The organism is Bartonella sp. AP1QHHD (assembly GCF_042196265.1).
Classification (GTDB): Bacteria; Pseudomonadota; Alphaproteobacteria; order Rhizobiales; family Rhizobiaceae; genus Bartonella.
The window spans coordinates 60,015-79,786 of record NZ_JBHIPW010000107.1 but is presented as its reverse complement, the minus strand read 5'-3'; the positions used below and the strand labels follow the sequence as shown (position 1 = coordinate 79,786).

The 19,772-nt window shown below is 34.3% G+C and carries 16 protein-coding genes, 1 tRNA gene and 2 pseudogenes; 13 read left to right on the top strand and 6 right to left on the bottom strand.

Annotated elements, in window-relative coordinates; genetic code table 11:
- The first annotated feature begins 152 nt into the window (after window positions 1-152).
- The 4 genes and pseudogenes from ACFIME_RS09615 (at window position 153) to ttcA (ending at window position 3,742) form a co-directional block, all read left to right on the top strand.
- Window positions 153-990, top strand: a pseudogene (locus ACFIME_RS09615) (RNA methyltransferase).
- Entirely contained in the window at window positions 983-1,810 is an 828-nt protein-coding gene (gene murI / locus ACFIME_RS09610; protein WP_375662541.1) for a glutamate racemase, read from the top strand. The pseudogene ACFIME_RS09615 and the gene murI overlap by 8 nt, the downstream one beginning before the upstream one ends.
- Window positions 1,811-1,980: 170 nt before the next feature.
- The gene (rpsD, locus tag ACFIME_RS09605; RefSeq protein WP_273722651.1) at window positions 1,981-2,598 is read left to right on the top strand and encodes a 30S ribosomal protein S4; all 618 of its coding nucleotides are present in this window, start codon (window positions 1,981-1,983) and stop codon (window positions 2,596-2,598) included.
- 268 nt (window positions 2,599-2,866) lie between these two features.
- Window positions 2,867-3,742: a tRNA 2-thiocytidine(32) synthetase TtcA gene (ttcA, locus tag ACFIME_RS09600; RefSeq protein ID WP_375684861.1), complete on the top strand. Its 876-nt coding sequence runs from the start codon at window positions 2,867-2,869 to the stop codon at window positions 3,740-3,742.
- Between the two features lie 539 nt (window positions 3,743-4,281).
- Here ttcA and rimO read toward each other — a convergent pair.
- Together rimO and lexA are read right to left on the bottom strand one after the other, a co-directional pair.
- Window positions 4,282-5,595, bottom strand: coding sequence for a 30S ribosomal protein S12 methylthiotransferase RimO (gene rimO / locus ACFIME_RS09595; protein ID WP_375662540.1), 1,314 nt, complete (start codon window positions 5,593-5,595; stop codon window positions 4,282-4,284).
- Window positions 5,596-6,051: 456 nt separating this feature from the next.
- Complete coding sequence (lexA, locus tag ACFIME_RS09590; RefSeq protein ID WP_375634102.1) at window positions 6,052-6,756, bottom strand: transcriptional repressor LexA; 705 nt, start codon at window positions 6,754-6,756, stop codon at window positions 6,052-6,054.
- Window positions 6,757-7,963: 1,207 nt separating this feature from the next.
- Here lexA and ACFIME_RS09585 point away from each other — a divergent pair.
- Window positions 7,964-8,039 (top strand) — tRNA-Lys (locus ACFIME_RS09585).
- A gap of 88 nt (window positions 8,040-8,127) precedes the next feature.
- Here the strand turns inward: ACFIME_RS09585 and ACFIME_RS09580 are convergent.
- Window positions 8,128-8,307: pseudogene (locus ACFIME_RS09580) on the bottom strand (integrase); the annotation flags it as partial.
- Window positions 8,308-8,591: 284 nt separating this feature from the next.
- Between ACFIME_RS09580 and ACFIME_RS09575 the strand changes: the two are divergent.
- The 8 genes from ACFIME_RS09575 (at window position 8,592) to ACFIME_RS09540 (ending at window position 17,141) form a co-directional block, all read left to right on the top strand.
- Window positions 8,592-9,491 (top strand): septal ring lytic transglycosylase RlpA family protein, encoded by a 900-nt coding sequence (locus tag ACFIME_RS09575; RefSeq protein WP_375662539.1) that lies wholly within the window; start codon window positions 8,592-8,594, stop codon window positions 9,489-9,491.
- A gap of 1,088 nt (window positions 9,492-10,579) precedes the next feature.
- The gene (locus tag ACFIME_RS09570) at window positions 10,580-11,743 is read left to right on the top strand and encodes a D-alanyl-D-alanine carboxypeptidase family protein (RefSeq protein ID WP_375662538.1); all 1,164 of its coding nucleotides are present in this window, start codon (window positions 10,580-10,582) and stop codon (window positions 11,741-11,743) included.
- A 28-nt stretch (window positions 11,744-11,771) separates the two neighbouring features.
- Entirely contained in the window at window positions 11,772-12,416 is a 645-nt protein-coding gene (tmk, locus tag ACFIME_RS09565) for a dTMP kinase (protein ID WP_375634099.1), read from the top strand.
- Complete coding sequence (locus tag ACFIME_RS09560) at window positions 12,413-13,456, top strand: DNA polymerase III subunit delta' (RefSeq protein WP_375684860.1); 1,044 nt, start codon at window positions 12,413-12,415, stop codon at window positions 13,454-13,456. The genes tmk and ACFIME_RS09560 overlap by 4 nt, the downstream gene beginning before the upstream one ends.
- Window positions 13,457-13,532: 76 nt before the next feature.
- The gene (gene metG / locus ACFIME_RS09555) at window positions 13,533-15,092 is read left to right on the top strand and encodes a methionine--tRNA ligase (RefSeq protein WP_375684859.1); all 1,560 of its coding nucleotides are present in this window, start codon (window positions 13,533-13,535) and stop codon (window positions 15,090-15,092) included.
- A complete protein-coding gene (locus tag ACFIME_RS09550; protein ID WP_375636741.1) occupies window positions 15,082-15,855 on the top strand; it encodes a TatD family hydrolase in 774 nt (257 codons plus the stop codon). The genes metG and ACFIME_RS09550 overlap by 11 nt, the downstream gene beginning before the upstream one ends.
- 10 nt (window positions 15,856-15,865) lie before the next feature.
- On the top strand, window positions 15,866-16,675 hold the full coding sequence (locus tag ACFIME_RS09545; RefSeq protein WP_375636739.1) for an MBL fold metallo-hydrolase: 810 nt from the start codon (window positions 15,866-15,868) through the stop codon (window positions 16,673-16,675).
- 106 nt (window positions 16,676-16,781) lie between these two features.
- Window positions 16,782-17,141, top strand: a complete 360-nt coding sequence (locus ACFIME_RS09540) for a hypothetical protein (RefSeq protein WP_375684858.1) — start codon at window positions 16,782-16,784, stop codon at window positions 17,139-17,141.
- Between the two features lie 287 nt (window positions 17,142-17,428).
- Here the strand turns inward: ACFIME_RS09540 and ACFIME_RS09535 are convergent, their stop codons facing one another.
- From ACFIME_RS09535 to pcsA, 3 genes are read right to left on the bottom strand one after another with little or no spacing between them, the layout of a single operon-like run.
- On the bottom strand, window positions 17,429-17,842 hold the full coding sequence (locus ACFIME_RS09535) for a DUF6163 family protein (RefSeq protein ID WP_375634091.1): 414 nt from the start codon (window positions 17,840-17,842) through the stop codon (window positions 17,429-17,431).
- Window positions 17,839-18,885, bottom strand: coding sequence for an enoyl-CoA hydratase/isomerase family protein (locus tag ACFIME_RS09530; RefSeq protein WP_375684857.1), 1,047 nt, complete (start codon window positions 18,883-18,885; stop codon window positions 17,839-17,841). The genes ACFIME_RS09535 and ACFIME_RS09530 overlap by 4 nt, the downstream gene beginning before the upstream one ends.
- A 26-nt stretch (window positions 18,886-18,911) precedes the next feature.
- On the bottom strand, window positions 18,912-19,724 hold the full coding sequence (gene pcsA / locus ACFIME_RS09525) for a phosphatidylcholine synthase (RefSeq protein WP_375684856.1): 813 nt from the start codon (window positions 19,722-19,724) through the stop codon (window positions 18,912-18,914).
- Between the last annotated feature and the right edge of the window lie 48 nt (window positions 19,725-19,772).

Below are 19,772 nucleotides of genomic sequence, written 5' to 3'. Positions count from 1 at the left end.
TTAAAATTTATTATTAGGTTTAGAAACTATTATCTTTGAATGAAAAGATAGATTATCTATAATTTATTATTAAACAGCATTAGAGTATTGTGAAAAAGGTTTCGTAAAAATAGTGGAGAGGGAGATAGTTTAAGTGAAACTAGGTAAAATTGATGGCAGGAACGAATAGGAATCGTGAAAATTTAACAAATGGTCCCATTATTATTTTAGTTGAACCGCAGCTTCCTGAAAACATTGGTATGGTCGCAAGGGCAATGGCAAATTTTGGGCTTTCTAAGCTTCGATTAGTCAAACCTCGAGAAATGTTTCCAAATGAAAAAGCTAGAGCTGCTGCAAGTAAAGCTGATCATGTCATTAACAATGCTGTAATTTTTAACACATTGCGTGATTCAATTGCAGATTTACACTATGTTTTTGCCACAACAGCACGTGAAAGATGTGGATTTAAAACTGTAAAAAGTGCTGTCGAAGCAGCAAGCGTATTACGTCAGCGTGAAAGTATCGGACACAAGACCGGGATTGTCTTTGGAAGAGAGAGATGGGGACTAGAAAATGATGAAATCAGCCTTGTTGATGAAATTATTACTTTTCCAGTTAATCCTGCTTTTGCGTCACTTAATATTGCGCAAGCGGTTCTTTTAATGTCTTACGAATGGATGAAAACTGGTTTAGAGAATGTCAGCGATACGGCATTTCGTGCAGCAGAGATGGAACCTGCAAATAAAACAATATTCCATGGTTTTTTATCTCAGTTAGAAGAGGCTTTGAATATCCGTGGGTATTTTAGACCACCAGAACGTAAAGAAGTAATGCTTGCAAATTTGCGCTCTGTTTTTACGCGCGCTAACTTTAGTGAACCTGAGGTTCGTTTATTGCGAGGCATTATATCTTCTTTGGATCATTTTTCGCCACAATATCCACGGGGGAGTAGAGCACCGGAAGAGCGTGATCGTAAAAAAATTAAAAATAAGTGTGAAAACTAATGGATGAACGACCTGTTCTTTTTTTTGATAGCGGTATTGGTGGTTTAACAGTGTTCAGGGAAGCGCGTGTTCTTATCCCTGACATGCAATTTATCTATGTTGCTGATGATGCAGGATTTCCTTATGGAAATTGGAAAGAAAATATTTTGAAAGAGCGTATTTTGAAGATTTTTACAAATCTTTTAACACGTTACAATCCAGCTTTATGTGTGATTGCTTGCAACACTGTTTCTACACTGATGATAGCAGATTTACGACAGAATTTTCCTCATGTCCCTTTTGTAGGAACGGTTCCTGCAATTAAATCAGCTGCTGAACAAACAAAATCTGGTTTTATTTCCGTATTAGCGACTCCTGGAACAGTTAAACGTGCTTATACAAATGGATTAATTAACTCTTTTGCTAGACAGTGTCATGTTCAGCTTGTGGGAAGTAAAAAGCTGGCTGGACTTGCTGAAGATTATTTACGGGGAAAATCTATCGATCCAGAAGAGTTAAGAAAAGAAATCCTGCCATGTTTTGTGGAAAAAAATGGACAATATACGGATGTTATTGTTTTAGCCTGCACACATTATCCTTTTTTGATTAATTTCTTTCGTGAACATGCTTTATGGTCCGTTGAGTGGATTGATCCGGCGAAAGCGATCGCCAAACATATCAGATCTTTACTACCATTGTCGGGAAAGATACACCATCAATATATAAAGAAATATCAAGATTTTGCGTTGTTGACATCGAAAAATATCACTTCTTTAACGGAGAATTTGTTTAAAGGATTTGGCTTAAAACTCATGAAAGGAGTTGACTTTGGGTTACGAGACCAATAATGATGATCTAGCTATTTTTTCAAGAAAATAGCATTAATTGACGTGTCCCGTGGATAACTTTGCATATTGATATGTTAAGGTATTCTGTCAGTCTTTAGTATTTAAAGGCAGAGGAGGGCGCGTTTCCTTGGGGTCTTAAGATCTCGTGTTTTATTTTATAAGGAAATGCGATGAGTAAACGCGAAACAACAAAGTATAAAATTGACCGTCGTATGGGAGAAAATATTTGGGGGCGTCCAAAATCTCCTGTCAATCGTCGTGATTATGGTCCAGGTCAGCATGGACAGCGTCGTAAAGGAAAACTTTCTGACTATGGGGTTCAGTTGCGCGCTAAACAGAAATTGAAAGGGTTTTATGGAGATATTTCAGAAAAACAATTTCATAAAACCTATGAAGAGGCAGCTCGTCGACGGGGCGATACTGGCGAAAATCTTATCGGTCTGTTAGAATCACGTTTGGATGCTGTTGTTTATCGTGCAAAATTCGTACCTACGATTTTTGCTTCTCGCCAATTTATCAATCACGGTCATGTTAATGTCAATGGGCGGCGCACAAACATTCAATCTTATCGTTGTAAACCAGGTGATGTTATTGAGGTTCGGGAAAAATCGAAACAACTTGTTTTAGTGTTAGAATCAGTGCAATTGGCAGAACGTGATGTCCCTGATTATATTGAAGCAGATCATAAACAGATGAAAGCAACCTTTACACGTATTCCTGCTTTTGCAGATGTTCCTTATGCTGTGCAAATGGAACCTAATTTGGTTGTTGAATTTTATTCTCGATAATTTTTCTGTAAGAGAAATTATTTCTCTCTTCTATTATGATAACTTCAAAATATTGTGTTATTCTTACAATATTTGAAGTTAATAAGTTCTTTTTGTAAATGGTTCTATATTAAGTTTATTGCTATGTTTTTATAGTCATAAATTTGTATAGTTCCATTTCTTTTTTGTGTATCTAATTTATAAATTCAAAAAACATAAATGTAAGCTTGCTTTAATATTTGTTTTTATCTTTGCAAAACGAGCCGTTTATTGTGCAGGATATGGTATTATGAATGATGTTTCAGTTGAATATCAGGCAATAGAAGAAAACAAAGGGAGAGATGATCCTTTAATAAGCGAAGCAGATAATTGTCATCCAATGTTTCGTGTTGCTCCTTCAAGCGTAGAATTTAATAAATTGCGCAAACGACTTTTACGTCATATGCGACAAGCTTTGGATGATTTTTCTATGCTCTCTACAGGGAAAAAATGGCTTGTTGCTTTATCGGGTGGAAAAGACTCTTATGGTTTATTAGCGCTTCTTTTAGACTTAAAGTGGCGAGGTCTTTTATCCGTTGAAATTCTTGCCTGTAATCTTGATCAAGGGCAACCAGGATTTCCTAAGCATATTCTTCCGGATTTTTTAAGTTCTTATAAAATTCCATATCGTATTGAATATCAGGATACTTATTCCATTGTTACAGATAAATTGGCAGAGTCGCAGACATATTGTTCACTTTGTTCTCGATTACGACGTGGTAATCTCTATCGTATTGCACGTGAAGAGGGATGTTCTGCATTAGTTTTAGGTCATCATCGTGATGATGTTTTAGAAACATTTTTTATGAATTTGTTTCATGGTGGCCGATTAGCTGCCATGCCTGGAAAACTTAAAAATGATGAAGGAGATCTTTTTGTGTTACGTCCTCTTGTTTATGCTGCTGAGGAAGATATGGAAAAATTTTCTCAAGAAATGCAATTTCCAATTATTCCTTGTAATCTTTGCGGTAGTCAAGATGGATTACAACGTAATGCAATGAAAGAAATGCTGAAAAATATAGAAAGACAAATGCCAGGACGTAAAGATACGATGATTCGCGCTTTAACAAATGTATGCCCAAGTCATTTGCTTGATAAGAAATTCTTTGATTTTAAAACGTGTTAATAAAAATTAGATATTTAAAAAAATAAGTTCAAAGAATTTACGATAAGATACTTATTTATAATGATAATTTATTGTTTTTTAATTTAAATACCGTCAGATTGTTTTGTTTCAAATTCTCTTATATTGCATCTATAAAAAACATCTGCCTGCATATCACAAAGGAAATTCTTGTGTGCATAAAACACTCTTGAAAAAAGTTTCCTTTCACTAACCAATGACTGTCGTAATATGAAAAATGGGAAAATAGTACGGTTGTCGATTTGCTCTTTTGTTAATTAAAGATGGTGAACCTTGTGGATTTTATTCTTTTGCGCCGCCGTCACGGCCATTTAAAGCTCATTTAAGGCATTAAATTAAGAGAATATATAACTGCTTGGTATTTTGGGAGTGTATAGCAAACATTCAGAGCAAGGATTGCTCGTAAATTCTCATGAAGTGAGCTATATAAGTGATCAAGTTCGATTGTGAGTAGCTGATTTTTTTATAAACCGATGCTAATAGAAATCTTCATCATTGAGGACAGGGAAGGAGTTAAATTTTTAAACTGCTATACCATAAAGGTCATAGGCATCCGATTGTTCGATTTTAACGGTGACAAATTCACCAACACGCAGTGGGCGTCGTGATGATATATGGACAACACCATCTATTTCTGGAGCATCGTACTGACTACGTCCTTTGGCAATTTTTCCTTGACTTTCATCGATAAGCACTCGGAGTCTTTTTCCAATTTTTTTCTTTAAAAGATGTGTAGAAATTTGTTGTTGTCTTGCCATAAAACGATGCCAGCGGTTTTCTTTCACCTCTTCAGGAATATTTTCTAATCCCAAATCATTTGCGGCAGCTCCTTTTACTTCTTCATATTTAAAGCACCCCGCGCGTTCAATTTTTGCTTCTTCTAGCCATTCTAGAAGTATATTAAAATCTTCATTCGTTTCACCAGGAAAACCAACGATAAATGTTGATCGCAAAGTAAGATCTGGACATATTTTCCGCCATTTTTCAATTCTACGATTTGTTTTTTCCATAAGTGCGGGACGCTTCATGTGATGCAAAACAGTCGGTGATGCATGCTGAAAAGGTATATCCAGATAAGGAAGAATTTTTTTTGCAGCCATAAGTTCGATAACTTCATCAACATGGGGATAAGGATAAACGTAATGCATACGTACCCAAATACCCATATCGCCTAGTTCACGACAAAGATCAAAGAATTTCGTTTTGATTGTACGATCTTTCCAAGAATTTTCGAGATATTTAAGATCAACACCATAAGCACTCGTATCTTGTGAAATAACCAAAAGTTCTTTTACACCCGCTTGCACGAGTTTTTCAGCTTCACGAAGAACATCGCTGATGGGACGTGAAGTGAGATCACCACGTAAAGTAGGGATGATACAAAAACTACACCGATTAGAGCATCCTTCAGAAATCTTTAAGTAGGCGTAATGGCGAGGTGTTAAACGAATACCTTGGGGAGGAACTAAATCAAGAAAAGGATCATGAACAGGAGGAATTGCTGTATGAACAGCTTCTATAACGCTTTCATAAGCTTGCGGTTTTGTAATAGCCAATACATTAGGATATGTTTGGCGAATAGCATCAGGATCAGCACCAAGACACCCTGTTACAATAACTTTTCCATTTTTTTTAAGAGCTTCATCAATATTGGCTAATGATTCTCTCCTTGCTGAATCAAGAAAACCACAGGTATTCACAATAACGACATCAGCTCCTTGATGTTGACGTGAAATATCATATCCTTCAGAGCGAAGGCGTGTAATAATTCGCTCAGAATCTACGAGTGCTTTTGGGCATCCGAGGGAGACAAAACTAATACGAGGTGCTACCATGATGATCCTACAATTACTATGAATGATTGAGTTACGCTTTTATTAACTTAAAAATAATGTTCTTTATTTTTATACCTATGCAATACAATCTGTTACAAAGTTATTTGATTTTTTTCTACAAAATTTTATATGTTTTTATGCATGCATACAATTTTGTCTTATTATATCGTAAAATTCCGTCATTGAGGATGATGATATAAGGCTGCTTCCTTCAAAGCATTTAAGTTCTTTTCAAAGTACGTGGTGAATAAAACTTACTTGTCAAGCCTTGCGTAAGAGAAGGACATGGAGGGGGAGGGGAAAGTGAAACCCGCTCGATAAGGATCTGGATTGTTTATAAACCTAATTGGGGGCATCCTTTGGCTGTGGAGAAGAAGTCAATTGCGTGTGGCACAATAAAAAAATACTCAACAGTTTCTTACTGCGATATCTATCGCGTACTATAAGGTTTATTTTTTAATATTTTCGAATAAGACCGGTAAGTTTGCCTTGTATTTCTACACGCTCGGATTCGTATGTCCGTACTTCATAATGAGGATTTGCGGCTTCTAATGCAATAGAAGCTCCTTTGCGTCTATAACGTTTTAATGTGGCTTCTTTTTTATCAATAAACGCAACAATAATTTCACCTGTTATTGCTGTATTTTGACGTTTCACAATGATCGTATCTTTATCAAGGATACCAGCCTCCATCATAGAATCATCTTTAACTTCTAATGCGTAGTGCTCACCTGTATTAACCATATCGAGTGGAAGAGAAAGGCTGTTTATTTGTTGCAGTATAGCAGAGGCGGGTACGCTTGCAGAAATACGTCCCATAATAGGAATGGTGATATTTTTTTTTTCTTCTTCATCAAAGGGACTCAAGCTTTTTGATATTTCTCTTTTCTTTCTTTCTATCATACTGGGAGAAATTTTACGTGCTAAAGAAAGGTTAAATGTTATTTTTTCAGGGAGTCGAATCACCTCCACAGCACGAGCACGATTGGGCAAGCGACGTATAAAACCTCGTTGTTCTAAGGCTATAATGAGCTTATGAATACCAGACTTTGAAGAAAGTTCTAATGCATTTTTCATTTCTTCAAAAGAAGGAGGAACACCAGTTTCTTTTATATGGTTATGAATAAACAAGAGTAGCTCATATTGTTTACATGTTAACATTCAATATTCCAATCAAAATAATAAAAATTAGTAAAGTAAAAATACATTTATATATAGCACTTTTACAATTTTTATCGCCAAATCAAAATTATTTTCTTTGTTTTTGATCTTATAATTTAATAAATAAATATTTTTATTTATAGATATATTTAAATTATTATTTATATACTGTATATATACATTAATATTAAATAATGTATAAATATACTTTATAGTTCTGACTGAATTATCCTATACTAAATTTTGTGACTAGTATTATCCTTTTCTTCTAAAAATATATCTACGTATTTTGTAAATTTTAATATAAAAAAGTTAACTAGAAGGCATTCTATATATTCAGAACACTTAAAATCATTTTGCATACTGCATATTATTTCTGCTTTTTTATTCTTAGTAAAATTATCTACAGCTCTAATAGTGAGCATAATTTATAGTCATTCGGGATATTTTCAATGAGACTAAATTTTGCTTCATATCTACTTTATTCTATAGGATAAATTGGCTTTTGTTATTATTCATTATACATGAACAAAAATCATACTCTCAAAGCCATTGTTGCTCATTGTTCCATTTTCAAGTCTAACGTGTCAACCGCTATATACTATTTTCATGACCCCTAATGTTGCAATAATTTTTGGTTATTAAAAGGAGGCATAAAAGGTATTTTCATTTCTTTTTTATAGTTTTATTCTCTCACTTATATCGGTCAAGAAAATGCTTTTTATTGTTTCAATATAAAAAAGATTTGAAATGAGAAAAACTTACAATATTTGAGACTTTTCACTCAAGTGAAAAATGATAAATTATTATAAATCAATATATTATCTTATAAAGCTGTATTCATATTTGAAAATTGAACACTAAAATATAAAGATATAAAAATAATATTATAATAAAAGGTATTTTTTCTTCTCTACCCATTATGCTCAACAACCCATGTGAGGGGAAGGGGGTATTTCTCATAATTTTAACGCTTCGAATCTATGCAATATTTTGCAGTGAAATTTTTCCTTTATTGAAACTTCAAAAAGAAGATTAAAGAGTACTTATACAATGATGAAGTAAAGGGGCGAAAACGGAAAATTATTGATAACTGAAGAAAATAATAATATTTTTTCCAAAAGGTGTTGACCAAATGGAAAGTCAACCGTATGTTCCCTTCACTTTCTGCAAACTAGATAGTATGCAAACTAGATAGCTTGTGTGAGAGCGCGTAGCTCAGCTGGTAGAGCAACTGACTTTTAATCAGTAGGTCCAGGGTTCGAATCCCTGCGCGCTCACCAAATTTAAGTAATATCAATAGGCTATAAAAAATTTAAGAATCTTTCTTGTTTTGATTCTTTTTGAAGTTTTTATTGATTCTATAGTCTGTCATTTTCTATCAGCTGTTTTGGAATAGAGCGATGCTATACTGTCTCCTTTCCAACAAAAAAGAGCTTTAAGCTTACGGATAGGGTTGTACCTGCGTTGGCAGCATATGTGGTTTCTAATTTTCTCAATCCATTAGGTGGTTTTTTTAATACCCACTGCATTACATGATTCGCAAAACAGTTGCTAAAATCACCACTTATTCACATTTATATTATGAAATGAATTTTCTATAAGATGTTGATTTGTTTAACTTTTAATCTTTTTAACATCTACTAGACTACATTTATTTCGTATGAAAACCATAAAAAAGTTAACAATACGTTAATTTTTTGATAAAAGGGGACAATTCAAGAGTGGTATATACGCGAGGGGAATCATTTAAAAACGTAAATTCTTCCGTTGCGTACAAAAAGCGTGACGTGGTTTTTACAGTAGTACTTAACAGAAATAAGTGGACTGAATAGATGCCTTCAAATAGAAAAAAGAAAATTACTTTTATGACTAAACCAACACTTCAATTGTTTTCTATGATTGTCATTTCTCAGTCACTTGTATCTTGTTGCGCAAGCCAAACTATGAATTTTTCAATAAAAGATTCTTATCACAATAAACCAATTAACGTAAACACTTCTGTACTACCTCAACAAGTCTCCAATAAGAAGAATCAATCGGAAGAAAAAAAGCGTGGACGAGCGATTGTTGGTAAACCTTATCAAATAAAAGGAAAGTGGTATTATCCTCAAAGTGATCCAACTTATAAACGTGTTGGCGAAGCATCTTGGTATGGTTCAGATTTTCATGGACGTTTAACTGCCAATGGTGAAATTTATGACATGAATCTTTTGACTGCTGCTCATCCTACAATGCCTTTACCTAGCTATGCTCGTGTTACTAATTTGAAAAATGGATCTTCAATCGTTGTTAGAGTGAATGATCGCGGACCTTTTATGAAAGACAGAATCATTGATTTATCAAGGCAAGCTGCGACAATACTGGGGTATGTAGATAGGGGGGTCGCAGATGTTAAAGTAGAATATGTTGCTGAAGCACCTGTTGGATATTATGATGGTGCATATTTAATGTCCTCTTATACTCCTGGAAATGCTGCCCCATATTCATTAGCGTCGGAAAATGTTGCGAAAAAAAGAGAAACTGTTTTGTTAAAAGAGCAGCGCAATACAGGGAACAAAAAAGAATTAGCTAAAGCAGCTGCTGTTGAACAAGAACAACGTAATAAAACTGTTGCAGTTAAATTGCCAGAAATTGGTCCTATCATGGTTGATAAGCCGATACCATTCGATCAAGTTGCTTCTATAAATAAGCTAAACAAAAAAACAAAGGTTAATTGGCTACAACTGTTTTAAGAAAAAATGCATTGATTTTTTATCTATATAATTTTCTAGTAAAAAAGGTAAGAAATTACGGATTTAGTGTAGGATTTTTATCTTAAAGCGCGTTGTCCTTTTCAAAAAGCGTGGTTGGGTGCTATTATTATAAATTCAGTACGGACTTTCCACTCCATTGCTGGTCTATTCGTTGTTTTATGATATTGCTTGCTTAATAAAGCGTGTACTTTTCTTGCTGTAATAGCTTTTGCTGGACGAAGGTAGATTATTGTATAAGTCTGTTTTTGTAATCTCTAAAACAACTGTACAATCGATTTGAGAGGAATAAAAAGTTTAACAAGTAAAAAAATATTTTCTTTTGATTCGGCCTTGCATCTTTCTAAAGTATCTACGGTAATATCTTATGAAAAGATTATGTATTATCTCATGCTTTTGTTTATCATGTTCTTTAATGGAGTAAGTTCCCTCACGAAAAACAGAGCGTCTCAAACAAAATACACTTACATTGCCAATTCATGGACTTATTTAAAAGAGACATACTTTAACACGCTACAAGCCTATTTTACGACAGCGCCTGTGAATGGTATAACTGTTAACGCCTTTAGACATCAGCATCTTTACACTTATGAAGATATAAATCGACACCATCATACACTTTGCAAGTCCCCAATGTTTTGTGCGATAATTCTTAACACTTGAGAGGTTGATAAGAAGTATTTTTACTCTCTTTTTTAATAATTTTTATCCATATACGAACCCTACTTATGACCCATAAGTAAGCGATTTTTAATGAATTCAATATGAGAAGAGGGGATGAGAGAATCTTACAGTATTTTGAGTTAGCTTCAATTTTAAAATGATAATTTATCATAACAAATCAAAATACTATCAATAAAAATAGGAAAAAATCTTTTGTCTCTCATACATTTAAAATGTTAAACTGAACCTACATGGAAGATAAAAAACGTGTCATATTATATATTCTAAAGCTAAATGAAAATAAAATCTTTTTATGAGTTGTAAATAATTCCTCAATTTTCAGAAATCAAAAAATTTTTTCCTATATAAGATTCTTTATGTTGATCTTTGGGATGGGAGGAGCAGCTATGTATACAGCATTAAGGATCTTATTGATATTATGGGGAGTATTGGCATTTGATAAGTGGGGGAGAGCACAAGATTTTCAAACTCCCACATCCCAATTGTTATTACTCGATGATGATACAGAGACAGTACTCTATGAAAAACAAAGTGCTATTCCTTTTTTTCCTGCTTCATTAGTAAAATTGATGACAGCAGAAGTTGTATTTCATCAATTAAAAAAAGGATTATTAAAAAGTACGCAGAAATTTAAGGTCAGTGAAAATGCTTGGCGCAAGGGTGGAGCACCTTCTGGTACAACCACTATGTTTGCAAAGATAAAAACAGAAATCAGTGTTTCTGATCTGTTGCGTGGTTTAATTATTGTCAATGGAAATGATGCTGCTATTATTCTTGCTGAAGGAATATCAGGACATGAAGATCATTTTGTAAAACTGATGAATCAGCGCGCAAAAATGATTGGATTATCTCAGAGTCATTTTGTTAATGCAACAGGGCTACCCGAAGAGGGACAATTTGTAACTGTGCGTGATATGATTATATTAGCACGTCATATTGTTCAGGAATATCCGGATTATTATGCACTTTATTGTGAGTCTCATTTTACATGGAATAATATTTTTCAACGTAACAAAAACCCTCTTATTTCTAAGGAAATTGGTGTAGAAGGATTTGGTTTTGGTTACAGTGAAAAAGAAGGTTTTTCAATGGTTGCCACTATTTCTAAAAATCATCGACGTCTTTTTTTAGCAATCAATGGTTTGCAAGATGGTAAAAAATATACAAAAGAAATAGAACGCATTCTTCAATGGGGAATGACGGCTTTTGATCTCAAAACGATTTTCACAAAAGAAGAAATAGTTGGTCGTGCTGCTGTTTATGGTGGTAAGAAAAATTTTGTTCCACTCATTGTTAAAACACCAATAAGTTTTATGCTTTCGAATGAAAAAAAAGTAAATGTTAAAGCAAAAATTAAATATCATGGTCCATTGAAAGCTCCCATCGTTTCTGGGCAATCAGTTGGCGTTATTCAAATTTTAGAAGATAAAAAGGTTCTTCTGGAAAAACCAGTTTTTGCCGGAATGAATGTTTGGGAAGGAAGTTTCTTTGCAAAAGTAAAAAATGCATTCTATGAAATAACAATTGGATGGTTACGGAAATATTTATAGTTACGCGCTAATAAGGTTAAGATCATACGTGTCAGGTTATTTTATTACATTCGAAGGAGGGGACGGGGTAGGGAAAACGGTGCAGATTTCTTTACTTGCTGAGTCTCTCTCTCACCAAGGTTATGATGTTGTCACAACACGAGAACCAGGAGGAACGCCAGGAGCAGAAGCAATCCGGCATATTTTGTTGTCGGGGCAGGCGCGACAGTATGGACCGTTGATTGAAGCTGTTTTGTTTACAGCTGCACGTGTCGACCATGTTACTGAGGTTATCGCACCTTCTTTGCAAAAAGGTAAAATCGTTTTATGTGACCGCTTTATTGATTCTACACGCGTTTATCAAGGACTCAATAATAGAGTCAGTTCTTCTTTTCTTTCTGTTTTAGAGTGTATTGCGCTCAATGGTATTTTGCCTCATTTAACATTTTTATTAGATATGCCAGCAATGTGTGGTATGAAGCGTGCAAATTTGCGAAGAAAAAAAACAGAAGAAATTGATTATTTTGAAAAAGATCAGTTGGAAATTCAAGAACAAAGGCGTCAGGCTTTTCTTCAATTGGCCAAACAAGAACCCCACAGATTTCGAGTCATTGATGCCACTGGCTCAGTAGAAGCTATTGCTCATCAAATAAAAAATATTTGTCATCAGGTATTGTTGGATCAGCTTTCATGAGTAATTTAAATACCTTACGCCAATATGATGATATTGATACAATTTTATCACCATCCCAGAACAATGTTATCTTTGGTCATGAGGATGTGCGTCATTTTTTGACACAAATGCTTAAAGAAGAGCGTTTGCATCATGCATTATTATTTGAAGGAGAATATGGGATTGGAAAGGCTACATTAGCCTTTCATCTTGCTTGGAACATTTTAAGTTTTCAACAGAGTGCTTTCTTGAAACCCGATCCTTATTCTACCCCATGGCGCCAAATTACACAAGGAAGTCACCCTGGTCTTTTGTATATTTCACGTCGATTTGATGTGAAAACGCAAAAGTTTAAAACAGGAATACTCGTTGATGATATCCGTGATATTATGCATTTTTTAAGCCGAACATCACAAGATAATGGATGGCGTATTGTTATTATTGATTCTGCAGATGATATGAATAGAAATGCAGCGAATGCAATTCTCAAAATACTTGAAGAACCACCTACAAAAACGTTATTTGTTATTATCGCACATTCTTCAGGAAAATTGCTTCCAACAATCCATTCACGGTGTCAAAAAATTTCTTTTCGTCCGTTGAATAACGATGAAATGAAAAAAGTTATTACACATATTTTCGCCCATCAGGATTTACCTGATGAAAAAACAATTGAAATGATTATTAAAAAATCTAAAGGAAGCCCTCGAAAAGCCGCTTTACTTATTTGCCATGGCGGTCTTGAAATTATTAAAACAATTGATGTTTTCCTAGAGAAACCTGTTTGTAACGCAACAATTGTACATACTCTTGCACAAACATTTTCATCTGCTTCCTCTACATTTCAATTTCAACAATTTTGTGATGAAATTCTTAATAAAATTCAAAAAAAAGCTATCATGCACGTTGAAAAGGGAGACTTATTTCTCTCAAAAAAATATGCGGAAAAATGGCAGGAGATTCATCAAGAAATAGAGGAAATACAACTGTTTAATCTCGATAAAAAGCAGTTTGTTATTAACTTACTTTTTAAAGTTCATAAGATCATTCATGTGAATTAGTTTTTCCGTGACAATGCGATGAACAAACGTTATGTCATAATATCTTCTATTTATAGCGTTTTACAACGAGTATGACATGCGTGACACATATTACATAACAACTCCCATTTTTTATCCTAATGATGCTCCACATATTGGACATGCTTATAGTGCCATTGCAAGCGATGTTTTAGCCCGCTTTCAACGGTTAAACGGAAAAAATGTATTTTTTCTTTCTGGTACAGATGAGCATGGTCTCAAGATGCAACAAACCGCAGCAGCATTAGGCATATCACCTCAGCAACTTGCAGATCGTAATAGTGCGGTGTTTCAAAAAATGCTTGCAGTATTAAATTGTTCTAACGATGATTTTATCCGTACGACAGAAGAACGCCATTATCAAGCTTGTCAAGAAATTTGGAAAAAGATGGAAGCAAATGGCGATATTTATATCGGTCGTTATACGGGGTGGTATTCGATTCGCCAAGAAGCCTATTATGAAGAAAAAGATACGGAAATTGGAGCAGACAACATCCGTCGTGAGAAGGAATTAGGCTCTCCAGTTGAATGGAATGAAGAAGAAAGTTATTTTTTTAGACTTTCTCATTATGAAAAAGCTCTTCTTGAATATTATGAAAAACATCCTGATTTTATTGCTCCATTTGAGCGGCGTAATGAAATTATAAGTTTTATCAAATCAGGTTTAAAAGATATCTCTATTTCACGCGCAAGTTTTAACTGGGGAATTGCTGTTCCTGAGAATCCAAAGCACGTGATGTATGTCTGGGTTGATGCGCTTACAAATTATCTATCAGCAATAGGTTTTTTCAATGAAAATTCAAAAAAACGTGATTTTTGGCCTGCAAATACGCATATTATTGGTAAGGATATTATTCGTTTTCATGCAGTCTATTGGCCGGCATTTTTAATGTCTGCTGGAATTGAATTGCCTAAAAGTATTTTTGCACATGGTTTTTTACTTAATCGTGGTGCAAAAATGTCAAAATCTATTGGAAATGTCGTTGATCCTTTTGAAATGGTTGATCACTATGGTCTTGATCAGGTCCGTTATTTCCTTCTCCGTGAAGTGCCATTCGGACAAGATGGTAGTTATAGTCATGAAAGCCTTGTGAACCGTATTAATGCTGATCTTGCTAACGATCTTGGTAATTTAGCACAGCGCTGTTTGTCTATGATTGCCAAAAATTGTAATGCACAAGTCCCGAAACCAGCTTCATTTTTAGCTCAAGATAAACAGCTTTTAGAACAATCTCTTCAAGTACTTGAAACTGTACACCAAGCTATGTGTTCTTATAGTATGCATTTAGCACTTTCAGCTATTTTTTCAATTGTAGCAGATGCCAATCGTTATTTTGCCAACGAACAACCTTGGAGTTTACGTAAAAATGATCGAGAGCGATTTTCTACAGTTCTTTATATAACTGTAGAAATCTTGCGGAGAATAGGAATTATGCTTTTGCCTTTCATCCCCCAATCAGCTGCGAAACTTCTTGATAGCCTTGCGGTTGCTGAAGATGATCGGTTATTGTATCATATAAGTCATTCAAAAATTCAAGAAGGGCTTGATCTTCCACCACCAGAACCAATTTTTCCTCGTTATATCTTGAAGAAAGAAGACACTCATCATGTTGATTGATACACATTGTCATCTTGATTTTGAAGACTTTTCACAAGATTTGGATAATGTTATCCAACGGGCTTTAGATGCTGACGTTAAACGTATGATAACAATTTCAACCCATGTTCATAAGTTAGATAAACTGTTAGCCATTGCGCAAAGCTATGATCAAGTCTTTTGTTCCGTTGGAACACACCCCAATCACGCGCATGAAGAACAAAATATTACAGCGGAAGAGCTTATACAGCTCTCGAATCACCCTAAAATTGTTGCGTTTGGAGAAGGGGGCCTTGATTATCATTATGATTACTCTACACCAGAAGAGCAAAAGAAAGTTTTTCAAGAACATATCATTGCTTCTCGAGAAACACAGATTCCTCTTGTTATACATTCACGCAATGCCGATATCGATATGGAGAAAATATTACGTGAACAGATAAAAGAAGGAGCTTTTCCCTTTATCCTTCATTGTTATTCGTCTGGAATGCAACTTGCTCGTGCTGGAATTGAACTTGGTGGTTATATTTCTTTTTCGGGTATTCTTACTTTTAAAAACGCACTTGAAATCCGTGAAATAGCAAAAATTGTGCCCCATGAGCATTTGTTAGTGGAAACAGATGCTCCATTCTTAGCACCTAATCCCCATCGGGGCAAAACAAATGAACCATCTTTTGTATGTTATACAGCAGCTGTTTTGGCTGAAACAATTGGCTTAAGCATTGAAGAAATAGCTCAAATAACAACGCGTAATGCTTTTCGTTTATTTAGCAAAATGAAATAAGGCAAAAGATATGTGTGATCAATACCGATTTACAATATTAGGTTGTGGTCCTTCTCCAGGAGTGCCAAGACCTAATGGTGATTGGGGAACATGTGATCCGAATAACCCTAAAAATAAACGCTACAGAAGTTCTTTATTAGTTGAACGTATTAAACCTTCTGGAGACAAAACAACGATCGTTATTGATACAGGTCCAGATTTTCGCTCACAAATGATCGATGCGCGTGTAAGCCATCTTGATGCTGCTCTTTACACGCATTCTCATGCAGACCATATCCACGGTATTGATGATTTACGCAGCTATGCACTTGCACAAAAATGTTTAATAGATATCTATGCCGACAGATTTACACTAGAGCATCTCAAAAGTGCTTTTGGATATTGTTTTCAAACTCTAAAAGATTCATCTTATTCTCCCATTTTAAAAGAACATCTTATCAATGAAGATAGCCAATTTATTATTCAGGGGCAGGGCGGAGAAATAAGTGTCAATACACATTTACAACACCACGGAAACATTCATTCCTTAGGTTTTCGAATTGGGAATGTTGCCTATTGTACGGATGTTAGTAAATTTCCTGAAAAAACTTTATCCAAATTAATGGATTTAGATGTTCTCATCATTGAAGCTCTTCAATTTAAATCCCATCCGAGTCATTTTTCTGTTGATCAAGCATTACAGTGGATAGAATATTTAAAGCCAAAACAAGCAATACTCACACATATGGACAGATCGCTGGATTACAATAAGGTAATAAATTACGTTCCATCCTATGTAAAACCTGCATATCAAGGTCTTACTTTTGAAACAGATGCGTAAGCTTATTATGCGCAATATTTTAAGTTAAATAAAACACTTAAATTTATCCTTTATTTTATTTCATTTTTGACATATTTAGTGTTTTTATGTCAAAAATGAGGCTTTTATGTATAAGAATTTTAAGCGGGGTGTATGTATTGTGGTTTTAGCGGTTTCCTTGACAGCATGTGGGGGGCGTTTAGAAAAAAATATTGCAACGACAACATTACATGACGGATCAATGAGTTGTGCCGATATTCAACGGGAGTTTTTTGCTAATAAACGTCAGATTAATGATACAATTGCAGAGCGTTCTAAAGCAAGAAATAAAAACGTGGCTTTAGCAGCGGCAAGTGTTTTATTTGTACCTGCTTTGTTTTTTATGGATACTAAATCCAGTGAAAGTAATGAAATTTCGGCTTTAAATAATCGTAATGCTGTTTTAAGTGATCTTGCACGTATGAAACGTTGTAAAATAGTACAGTAATTTTTCTTATTTTATTATACGTAATTTCATTATCACTATTTTTGGTCTTTGAGGAATATACCTTAAAGACCAAATTTTATTTTAAAAGTAAATTGTAATGATATAAATATTATGATGATGTTTTAAAGTAGGGTTTTCTTTATCATATTATCGCATAATATATATTATGGAACTTTATGGGGAAGTATAGCTAGCATCAGCGTTTTGAGGAACGAAGCTTTAAAATGAGCTACTTAAGTTAACTAAGATCGAAAATCGAGCCTGTTATTCTGGCTCGAAAATTTTAATCACAATGTTTTTTTATTTTTTACTCTTTTAAAAAAAATAATCACAATTTGTAGTACTATAAAAGCTAAAAACAATATTCCATGAAATAATGGTACAAATGGCTGATAAATAAAATCGGAATAATATATTGTTATTGCTTCAATCAACGCTGCAATACACCACACAATGATACCCCATAGTGAATACATCCAAAGTCCAACTAAGGCAATAGGATAGAGAATAGCCAATATAGCTGATGTAAATTGCCACTGCCAAGGCATAAGATCAAAACGCCATAGAATACCTGGAAAAACACCAACAAGGCGTATCCAATAACAAATACCTAGAACTAAGCAAATAAGTGCCAAAAACCGTAAGTAACAGTTATAGATTAAATTGATTTTTGAAATCTGTTTGTGAGAATTATTTTTCACAATAATAACTCTTGTTCAACAGGTTGGAAGTAAGAATCTACCATTTCATCTGTCACATTTGAAAGTTTATCTGGTTGCCATTGAGGTCTTTTATCCTTATCGATTAACATAGCACGTATACCTTCATAAAAATCATGTGAATGAAGCATATGATACGCTATGCGGTTTTCAATTTTCATACAATCTTCCAACGTTTGAGATGAATTTTGTTTCATTTGTTTCCAGATAACTTTTAAACTTGTCGGAGAACGTGACTGCAAAATATCATAACATTCTTTAGCAAATAAAACATCTTCATTGCTTTTTTTATGTAGCAACTCAAGACATTCTTCTAAGGTATGGGCACTAAAACAAGTGTTAATAATATAACGTATTTCATGACTTGTTTCATAGTCTTTTGTAATTGCTCGCTCGTTTAAAGCTAAAGTAGGATCTCCTTGCTCAATAACAGCTTTTCTAATCATATCGAATTCAGTTTCAGCAACGGCGTGTGTTGCTAATCCTAAATTTAAGCAATCTCCCCACTTTATACATGCGCCCGTTAATGCAAGATAGATACCAAAATGATTGGGAAGAGATGGTAAGAAAAAACTTGCACCTACATCTGGAAAAAATCCAATCGCACCTTCTGGCATAGCAAAAACTGTATTTTCTGTAACAATTCGATGCGAGCCATAGAGAGAAATACCTACCCCTCCTCCCATCCAAATACCGTTTAAGAAAGAAATGTAGGGCTTTGAAAAATGTTTGATATAAGCATTTAAACTATATTCATTCCTAAAGTATTGACAAGAAGCAGCACTTTTCCCCATATGATAGATTTCTACAACATCTCCACCAGCACAAAAAGCACGCCCCTCCCCTTCAATTAAGACACAAAAAACATTATCATCTATTTCCCATGTTCTGAGAGCTTTTTTTAAAGCTGAAACCATTCGTTGATTAAGAGCGTTTAATGCTGAAGGACGTGTGAGCTTTATAATACCAGCACGCCCTTCTTTCGTAAAAGAAATATCATCATCTGCTCCAAAATTAATTTGCATCTCACACCCTTCTTAAAACAATTATTTCATTGTTTTTTTATACTTTTTGCCCCAAGTTTAGGAAATGTTTGCATGATCGCGCCAATACAATATATATAAATTCCTGTTACCGAAATTCCTATTTTAACCCAATAGGGAGCCTCTAGTTGATAAAAGAAGGCAGAAACACCAAAAAAACACCATAAGAGAAAAATGGGAAAATTAACCCTACGTAAACGAAGGACTCTTACTGGGTGAATAAAATAAATTGGCAAAAAAGATATAATCGCCGATAAAACAATAATGATAAAAGTAATCCACTCTCCTGGCCTGACGACAAAAAGCGTAAAAATCATCATATTCCAAACAACAGGAAATCCTTTAAAAAAGTTTTCTTTGGTTTTCATACTAGTATCTGCATAATAAATAGCAGATGAAATAACAATAATTGCACTCAATGAAAATGATAACCCTACCCCCATGAAACCACTTTGATAGAGTGCAAAGGCAGGAATTAGGACATAAGTCACGTAATCAATAATATTATCTAACAGCTCTCCAGACCATGTTGGAAGAACGTATTTAACATCAAGTTTGCGTGCAATTGGTCCATCTATACCATCAATGAGAAGAGCAAGCCCAAGCCAACAGAACATAGCTGTCCATTCTTTTTGAGAGGCTGATATAAGAGAAAGAAACGCTAAAAATGATCCCGAAGCTGTTAGTAAATGAACGGAAAAGGCCTTTGCTTGTGGCATTGTTACTTTTTTATGGCGTAATAATTTAGCATTTGTTTTGATTTTCTTTGTTAATTTACGTTTCAAGGTTTTCTTATCCTCGTTTTTAAAGTCTTCAACCATCTATCAATACGCCATTTTTTAACGATGATATAACTCAGCATTAAAAAA

Bases quoted from the DNA above. Each gene is read 5' to 3' on its own strand.
- murI (WP_375662541.1), top strand. From the start codon at position 983: ATGGATGAACGACCTGTTCTTTTTTTTGATAGCGGTATTGGTGGTTTA.
- rpsD (WP_273722651.1), top strand. From the start codon at position 1,981: ATGAGTAAACGCGAAACAACAAAGTATAAAATTGACCGTCGTATGGGA.
- ttcA (WP_375684861.1), top strand. From the start codon at position 2,867: ATGAATGATGTTTCAGTTGAATATCAGGCAATAGAAGAAAACAAAGGG.
- rimO (WP_375662540.1), bottom strand. From the start codon at position 5,595: ATGGTAGCACCTCGTATTAGTTTTGTCTCCCTCGGATGCCCAAAAGCA.
- lexA (WP_375634102.1), bottom strand. From the start codon at position 6,756: ATGTTAACATGTAAACAATATGAGCTACTCTTGTTTATTCATAACCAT.
- ACFIME_RS09575 (WP_375662539.1), top strand. From the start codon at position 8,592: ATGCCTTCAAATAGAAAAAAGAAAATTACTTTTATGACTAAACCAACA.
- ACFIME_RS09570 (WP_375662538.1), top strand. From the start codon at position 10,580: ATGTATACAGCATTAAGGATCTTATTGATATTATGGGGAGTATTGGCA.
- ACFIME_RS09560 (WP_375684860.1), top strand. From the start codon at position 12,413: ATGAGTAATTTAAATACCTTACGCCAATATGATGATATTGATACAATT.
- metG (WP_375684859.1), top strand. From the start codon at position 13,533: ATGCGTGACACATATTACATAACAACTCCCATTTTTTATCCTAATGAT.
- ACFIME_RS09550 (WP_375636741.1), top strand. From the start codon at position 15,082: ATGTTGATTGATACACATTGTCATCTTGATTTTGAAGACTTTTCACAA.
- ACFIME_RS09545 (WP_375636739.1), top strand. From the start codon at position 15,866: ATGTGTGATCAATACCGATTTACAATATTAGGTTGTGGTCCTTCTCCA.
- ACFIME_RS09540 (WP_375684858.1), top strand. From the start codon at position 16,782: ATGTATAAGAATTTTAAGCGGGGTGTATGTATTGTGGTTTTAGCGGTT.
- ACFIME_RS09530 (WP_375684857.1), bottom strand. From the start codon at position 18,885: ATGCAAATTAATTTTGGAGCAGATGATGATATTTCTTTTACGAAAGAA.
- pcsA (WP_375684856.1), bottom strand. From the start codon at position 19,724: ATGGTTGAAGACTTTAAAAACGAGGATAAGAAAACCTTGAAACGTAAA.